The sequence below is a fragment of the Rhizobium sp. PEPV16 genome, from assembly GCF_008919455.1.
Lineage (GTDB): Bacteria > Pseudomonadota > Alphaproteobacteria > Rhizobiales > Rhizobiaceae > Rhizobium > Rhizobium leguminosarum_Q.
This window is the reverse complement of sequence record NZ_VSZV01000145.1, coordinates 1-7,279: the sequence shown is the minus strand read 5'-3', so window position 1 is coordinate 7,279 and position 7,279 is coordinate 1. Positions and strand designations below refer to the sequence as shown.

Annotated in this window: 8 protein-coding genes; 3 read left to right on the top strand and 5 right to left on the bottom strand. The window is 62.0% G+C overall.

Translation table 11 applies throughout. The features are described 5' to 3' along the window. On the top strand, positions 1 to 677 hold a 677-nt coding region (locus FY112_RS02795), incomplete at its 5' end, for an ATP-binding cassette domain-containing protein (protein ID WP_151517608.1). 221 nt (positions 678 to 898) lie between these two features. Here the strand turns inward: FY112_RS02795 and FY112_RS02790 are convergent. Then, on the bottom strand, positions 899 to 2,272 hold the full coding sequence (locus FY112_RS02790) for a 3-deoxy-7-phosphoheptulonate synthase class II (RefSeq protein WP_029875504.1): 1,374 nt from the start codon (positions 2,270 to 2,272) through the stop codon (positions 899 to 901). A 219-nt stretch (positions 2,273 to 2,491) separates the two neighbouring features. On the opposite strand from FY112_RS02790, the gene FY112_RS02785 reads away from it, so the two are divergent. After that, the gene (locus tag FY112_RS02785) at positions 2,492 to 3,775 is read left to right on the top strand and encodes a pilus assembly protein TadG-related protein (protein ID WP_131718578.1); all 1,284 of its coding nucleotides are present in this window, start codon (positions 2,492 to 2,494) and stop codon (positions 3,773 to 3,775) included. A gap of 6 nt (positions 3,776 to 3,781) precedes the next feature. Here FY112_RS02785 and gor read toward each other — a convergent pair whose 3' ends face one another. After that, the gene (gene gor, locus FY112_RS02780; RefSeq protein ID WP_151517607.1) at positions 3,782 to 5,167 is read right to left on the bottom strand and encodes a glutathione-disulfide reductase; all 1,386 of its coding nucleotides are present in this window, start codon (positions 5,165 to 5,167) and stop codon (positions 3,782 to 3,784) included. A 200-nt stretch (positions 5,168 to 5,367) separates the two neighbouring features. Between gor and FY112_RS02775 the strand changes: the two genes are divergently transcribed. Further along, on the top strand, positions 5,368 to 5,580 hold the full coding sequence (locus FY112_RS02775; protein ID WP_094087617.1) for a hypothetical protein: 213 nt from the start codon (positions 5,368 to 5,370) through the stop codon (positions 5,578 to 5,580). 56 nt (positions 5,581 to 5,636) lie between these two features. On the opposite strand, the gene FY112_RS02770 is transcribed toward FY112_RS02775, so the two are convergent. The 3 genes from FY112_RS02770 to rpiA form a co-directional block, all read right to left on the bottom strand. Beyond that, positions 5,637 to 5,921: an acylphosphatase gene (locus tag FY112_RS02770; RefSeq protein ID WP_094087616.1), complete on the bottom strand. Its 285-nt coding sequence runs from the start codon at positions 5,919 to 5,921 to the stop codon at positions 5,637 to 5,639. A gap of 97 nt (positions 5,922 to 6,018) precedes the next feature. Further along, positions 6,019 to 6,582, bottom strand: a complete 564-nt coding sequence (locus tag FY112_RS02765; RefSeq protein ID WP_131718580.1) for a DUF2059 domain-containing protein — start codon at positions 6,580 to 6,582, stop codon at positions 6,019 to 6,021. 15 nt (positions 6,583 to 6,597) lie between these two features. Then, positions 6,598 to 7,279 (bottom strand): ribose-5-phosphate isomerase RpiA (gene rpiA / locus FY112_RS02760; RefSeq protein WP_151517606.1); only part of this gene is annotated, 682 nt, incomplete at its 5' end.

Below are 7,279 nucleotides of genomic sequence, written 5' to 3'. Positions count from 1 at the left end.
GGGTGCTCGAGCAGCTGTCGCTCACCATCGCTCCCGGTGAGTTCGTCGCCCTGGTCGGCCCGTCAGGGGTCGGCAAGAGCACGCTTTGCGCGCTGATACCGCGCTTCTACGATGTCGAGGCCGGGGCGATCCAGATCGATGGCATCGACATCCGCGATGTGATGCTGGCCTCGCTCCGGCGCCATGTCGGGGTGGTGCAGCAGGATGTCTACCTGTTTGCCGGTACGGTGGCGGAAAACCTGCGCTACGGCCGGCCCGACGCCAGCGATGCCGAGCTGGAAGCGGCCGCGCGCGCCGCCAATGCGCACGACTTCATCAGCGCCCTGCCCGATGGCTATGACACCGATATCGGCCAACGGGGCGTCAAGCTCTCGGGCGGCCAACGCCAGCGCATCACCATCGCCCGCGCCTTCCTCAAGAATCCGGAAATCCTGATCTTCGATGAGGCGACCAGCGCGCTCGACAACGAGAGTGAACGGGCGGTGCAGCAGGCGCTGCTCAGCCTGGCAAGCGGCCGAACCACCCTGGTCATCGCCCACCGTCTGTCGACCGTCCGCCATGCGGACCGCATCCTGGTCCTGACGGCTGATGGCATCGTCGAACAGGGCACCCATGACGAACTCATGGCGCAAGACGGCGTCTACGCCAATCTGCACAGCGTCCAGGCGAGTATATGAGGAGGCTGGTTCGCGTGCACGGCAACAAAAAACCCGGCGGTTCGCCGGGCTGCTAACAAGGCGGCCAACTCCTCTTTCGTCATGCTCGGGCTTGTCCCGAGCATCTGCAGCCGGAGCAGCAGATCCTCGGCACAAGGCCGAGGATGACGTCAAGTAAAGAGCGAGGCCTGTCAATAAAAAGCCCGGTGAACCGGGCTTTTCGTCATCTGTTTGGGCCGCTGTCAGCCGTTGGCGACCATCCGCTTTTCGTCGCGGCCGCCCTTCATCCGCTCGGCGAGCAGGAAGGCGAGTTCGAGAGCCTGGTCGGCGTTGAGGCGCGGATCGCAATGGGTGTGGTAGCGGTCCTGCAGGTCTTCTGCGGAGACCGCGCGGGCGCCGCCGGTGCACTCGGTCACGTCCTTGCCGGTCATCTCGATATGGATGCCACCCGGATGCGAACCTTCGGCTCGGTGGATCTGAAAGAAGCTTTCGACTTCCGACAGGATCCGCTCGAAGGGACGGGTCTTGTAGTTGTTGAGCGTGATCGTGTTGCCGTGCATCGGATCGCAGGACCAGACGACCTTGCGGCCCTCGCGCTCGACGGCGCGAATGAGCTTCGGCAGGCTGTCGGCGACCTTCTCGTGGCCGAAGCGGCAGATCAGCGTCAGGCGTCCGGCCTCGTTGGCAGGATTCAGGATGTCGATCAGTTGCAGCAGGTCGTCGGCCTGCAGCGACGGGCCGCATTTCAGGCCGATCGGGTTCTTGATGCCGCGGCAATATTCGACATGCGCATGGTCGGCCTGGCGCGTGCGGTCACCGATCCAGATCATGTGGCCTGACGTGGCATACCAGTCGCCCGAGGTGGAATCGACGCGGGTCAGAGCCTCCTCGTAACCGAGCAGCAGCGCCTCATGGCTGGTGAAGAAATCGGTCTCGCGCAGGCTTGGATGGTTTTCCGAGGTGATGCCGATCGCCTTCATGAAATCCATGGTCTCGCTGATGCGGTCGGCGAGCTTGCGGTAGCGCTCGCCCTGCGGGCTGTCCTTGACGAAGCCGAGCATCCACTGATGTACGTTTTCGAGATTGGCGTAGCCGCCCATCGCGAAGGCGCGCAGAAGGTTCAGCGTCGCAGCCGACTGGCGATAGGCCATGGCCTGGCGTTCCGGGTTCGGAATGCGCGACTCCTCGGTGAACTCGATGCCGTTGATGATGTCGCCGCGATAGGCCGGCAGCGTCACGTCGCCCTGCTTCTCGACATTCGACGAACGCGGCTTGGCGAACTGGCCGGCGATGCGGCCGACCTTGACGACCGGCAGCTGCGCGCCGAAGGTCAGCACCACAGCCATCTGCAGGAAGGCGCGGAAGAAGTCGCGGATATTGTCGGCACCGTGTTCGGCGAAGCTCTCGGCGCAATCGCCGCCCTGCAGCAGGAAGCCGTTGCCTTCGGCGACATTGGCGAGATGCTTCTTCAGGCGGCGCGCCTCGCCTGCAAAGACAAGCGGCGGATAGCTGGCGAGCGTGGCTTCCGTTGCCGCCAAAGCGGCTGCGTCGGGATATTCGGGAACCTGCAGGATCGGTTTTTGCCGCCAGCTGCTCGGGGTCCAATTGTCTGCCATCTCACTCACCTGTTCTCACATCCATACCTCAGGATGCCCTCAATATGCGGCGGCTTATAGACCTTTAGGTCAGGCTTGCAAAGACCATTCGCCGAGAGTTGCCGCCTCGCCGCCGCCGCCCGCCCTGCTCTAGTTAAACCAGCATATACCATGTCGATTTTCCTATATTTTAGACTTTCAATGTAGAACCGGAAAGAGTTTCAATTTCGGGGACATGGCATGGCAATCCTTCCGCCCGGTTTCATATCGGACCGCTCGGGCAATTTCGGCATCATGACGGCGCTGCTGGTGGTGCCGCTCTTCGGTGCGGCCGGCATGGCGGTGGATTTCGCCCACGCGCTCAGCCTGAGGACACAGCTTTACGCTGCTGCCGATGCCGCCGCCGTCGGTTCGATCGCGGAAAAATCCGGCGCGGTCGCCGCCGCTATGACCATGAGCGGCAACGGCACGATCTCGCTCGGCAAGGACGACGCCCGCAATATTTTCATGTCTCAAATGTCCGGGGAGCTAACTGACGTTCATGTCGATCTCGGAATCGACGTCACCAAGACTGCCAACAAGCTGAATGCGCAGGTTTCCTTCAGCGCGACCGTGCCCACCACCTTCATGCGCATCCTCGGCCGGGACTCAATCACGATCTCGGGTGCGGCGACTGCCGAATATCAAACCGCCGCCTTCATGGATTTCTACATCCTGCTCGACAACACGCCCTCTATGGGTGTCGGCGCGACCCCGAGCGACGTCTCGAAGCTGGAGGCAAAGACAGGCTGCGCCTTCGCCTGCCACCAGATGGATAAGAGCACCAACAACTACACCATTGCCAAGAGCCTCGGCGTCGCCATGCGCATCGATGTGGTGCGTTTGGCCACCCAGGCACTGACCGACACGGCCAAGACCGAGCGTGTCAGCAGCGACCAGTTTCGCATGGGCGTCTATACTTTCGGCACCAAAGCCGAAGACGCGAAGCTGACGACCATTTCGGGCCTCACCTCCGACCTCACGAAGGTGAAAAATTACACAGACGCGGTCGACCTGATGACCATTCCCTACCAGAACTACAATAAGGACCAACTCACCAATTTCGACAGCGCCATGACCCAGATGAACACCATCATCGAGACTGCCGGTGATGGCACATCGAATATCAGCCCGCAAAAGATCCTGTTCTTCGTTTCCGATGGCGTCGGCGACAGCTACAAGCCGTCGACATGCACCAAGAAGACGACCGGCGGTCGCTGCCAGGAGCCGATCGATACCTCCTTCTGCAAGCCCTTGAAGGATCGCGGCGTCAAGATCGCCGTGCTCTACACCACCTACCTGCCGCTGCCGAGCAACGACTGGTATAAAGACTGGATCAGGCCGTTCCAGAGCGAGATTCCGACGAAGATGCAGACCTGCGCCTCGCCCGGCCTTTATTTCGAGGTGTCGCCGACCGAAGGCATCGCCGAAGCGATGAAAGAGCTCTTCCTCAAGGTCATCCGCGCGCCGCGCATCACCAGCTAAGAGGGCTCAAAGCCGCTTGCCGTCGCGGATCCGATAGCTCGGCGCATACATGGTGACGAGCTCTTCGGCGGCCGTCGGGTGCAGCGCCATTGTCCGGTCGAAATCGTCCTTGGTGCAGCCGGCCTTCAACGTGACGCCGAGCAACTGCGCCATCTCGCCGGCATCGTGGCCGAGGATATGGGCGCCCACCACCTTGCGGCTCGCCGCATCGACGATCAGCTTCATAATCATCCGCTCGGACCGCCCGGAAAGCGTGGCCTTCAGCGGCCGGAACTGGGCGCGGTAGACCTCGAGTTCGGAATAACGCTTGCCCGCCTCCTCTTCCGAAAGGCCGACGGTGCCGATCTCAGGCTGCGAGAAGACGGCGGTCGGGATCAGCTCGTAGTCCGGCCGGGTCGGATTGTTCTTGTATTCGGTCTCGATGAAGCACATCGCCTCGTGGATCGCCACCGGCGTCAGCTGTACCCGGTTGGTGACATCGCCGAGCGCATAGATGCTTTCGACATTGGTGCGGGAATATTCGTCGACGATAACGGCGCCGCGCTCGTCGACGGCGACGCCGGCCGCCTCGAGGCCGAGGCCTTCGGTGTTCGGATCGCGCCCGAGCGCCAGCATGACCACGCCGGCTTGCAGCGTACCGTTGTTCAGCGTCTCCAGAATGAGCCCGCCCTCGCCCTTCGAAACCTTCTGCAGCGTGTCGTGGCAGAGGATGCGGATGCCCTTGGCGACCATCGCCTCGTGCAGCCCGCGCCTCAGGTCCTCGTCGAAGCGCGACAGGATCTCGGCGCCGCGATAGATCAGCGTCGTCTCGACGCCGAGGCCGTGGAAGATATTGGCGAACTCGACGGCGATATAGCCGCCGCCTGATATCACGATCGATTTCGGCAGCTCTTCGAGATGAAAGGCCTCGTTGGAGGAGATGCAGAGCTCGTGACCGGGAAGGGCTGCATGCGGGTTCGGCCGTCCGCCGGTGGCGATGACGATCGTCTTTGCCGTCACCGTCTGTCCGGTCTTCAGCAGTCGGACCGTATGGGCATCGACGAGTTCCGCGCGCGTTTCCAGGATCTCGGCATTGGCGCCGGCAAGCCCCTTCTTGTAGAGACCTTCAAGCCGGGCGATTTCAACATCCTTGGCAGCCACCAGCTTCTTCCAGTCGAAGCTGCTTTCGCCGACTGTCCAGCCGAAACCCGCCGCATCCTCGAAATGCTCGTGGAACTGCGAAGCATAAACGAAGAGCTTCTTCGGCACGCAGCCGCGGATGACGCAGGTGCCGCCGTAGCGATACTCCTCGGCGATCGCCACTTTCTTGCCGAGCGAGGCGGCGACACGGGCGCCGCGCACGCCTCCGGAACCGCCGCCGATGACGAAGAGGTCGTAGTCGTAGGAAGACATGAGGAGCTCCGGAAGGGAATCGCAGGAAGGATGTTCCTGATATAGGGGCGATCGTCATGAAAACAAAAGCCCGCTCCTGCGTCATCCGGTTCCCATCGTCGAATCTTCATTCCGGTTGACCCGGTCACCGTTTACGGTTGACCCGGTCGGCCGAGGCTGGCAGGCAATCCATGGGATGGAAAAGAATGGCGGAGCAAAAGATGGATCAAACTCTCTTCAGCAACCTGTGCAGGGCTGGCAAATTCAAGGAAGCGCTCGGCCTCGCCATTCAGGGCCATGAGGACGAAAAATACACGCCGAGCCGTTTCTCGATCGACAAGAAGACGAGACTGCCGATTTTCTACCGCGGCAACAAGCGCGTGGAGCCGGACGAGGAGGGTGTGTGGCAACTTGCCAAGAACCCGAACCCATAGGGCTGAGTTCCGGCACATGTGCGATCCCGATTGCATCTGCCTAGCAATTGCTGCTGTCAGCGGGTAATGCGGAAATCCGTTGGGTTCTTTTCAAGCTGGGCTGCTTCCGTCTCGACACCCGAAACCGACGCCCCCGAAGGCCCGCGCCTGAAACGCTCGATCATTGTCGTGACGGCGGCGTCGGGTCCTGCGATCACAGCAACGACGGACCCGTCCTCTTCATTGCGAACCCAGCCCGTCAAACCAAGCCGTACCGCCTCATCGCGCGTCCACATGCGAAAACCGACACCCTGAACCTTGCCGGATATCCGCACTCGGACGGCACTACCATGATCGGACATGTCTGCAGTCACCTGAAGCCTCGCCAGCGGCATTTGCCGGATCATAGCAAAAAAGCCCGGACAATGCCGGGCTTTCGCAAATTTGAGGGGGCAGGTCTTACTGCTGGGCAGCCGGTGCCGGAGCCGGAGCAGTCGGGCTGTCTGTTGCCGGCGGCGGCGCCTTGATGACCTTGGAAAGCTCGGCGTTGCTCTGCTTTTCCAGGTCGCGGGAAATGCCCTGCGCCCAGATGTCGGCAGCCTTCGCCGTCTCGCGCGAAGCGACCGGGCCATCGCGCAGCAGCTTCTTGCCGACGTCGGAATTATAGAAGTCGGCGATCGCCTTCAACTCCTCGACGGTGAAGGTCTTGGCATAGGTGAGTGCCGCCTCCTTCTCCAGATCGCCGCGACGCGGCGCCAGCGCCAGCGCCTGCGCGTCGACCGTCGACGAAATGATGTCCTGGTAGTTCGGCGAATCCTGGATCAGGCCGGCCTTCAAACGCTCGGCCAGACCGGGCAGGATGTTGTCGAATTGGGCAGTGGCGCCGATGGCGTCGATCGCCGCGCGAGACGCCTTCAGCTGCTCCTCGGAGACTTCCTGCGCCTTGACGGCGGAGCCGAAGGCAAGCCCGGAAAGAACGACGGTCGCAGCGGCGAGACGGCCAAGACCTGCAATGTTAATCATGAGTATATGCTCCTGTTATCTGTTTGCCTGCAGCGTGCGCGCACCCGCAGGACCGGCAATGATCGCAAGTGCCGCCATATTGATAAAGAGCCCGTGTTCAACGACGCCGGGTATGGAATTCAGCCCGCTCGAAAGCGCCTCTGCATCAGGAATGCGGCCAAAAGATGCATCGATGATGTGATGGCCGCCATCCGTGGTAAACTCTCCGTCACCCGACTGGCGCAGATCGAGTTCACCGGAAAGACCGAGCCGAGCCGCGACCTTTTCGATCGCGATCCGCGTCGAAACGAGCCCGAATGGATTGACCTCGATCGGCAGCGCGAAGGCGCCGAGCGTTTCCACCAACTTGCTCTCGTCGGCAATGACGATCATTCGCTCGGAGGCGGCCGCGACGATCTTTTCGCGCAACAGCGCGCCGCCGCCGCCCTTGATCAGCCTGAGCGCCTGATCGACCTCGTCGGCGCCATCGATCGTCAGGTCGAGTGCCGGCAGTTCGTCGAGCGACTTCAGCGGCACGCCGAGTTCGACACAGAGCCGCGCGGTTCGTTCGGAGGTCGGAACGCCTTCGACCCTAAAGCCGCCCGCGACCTTCTCCGCCAGCAGGCGAACGAATTCTTCCGCCGTGCTGCCGGTGCCGATCCCGAGACGCATCCCGCTTTCGACATGGGCGAGTGCGGCCTCGGCGGCCTTGATCTTC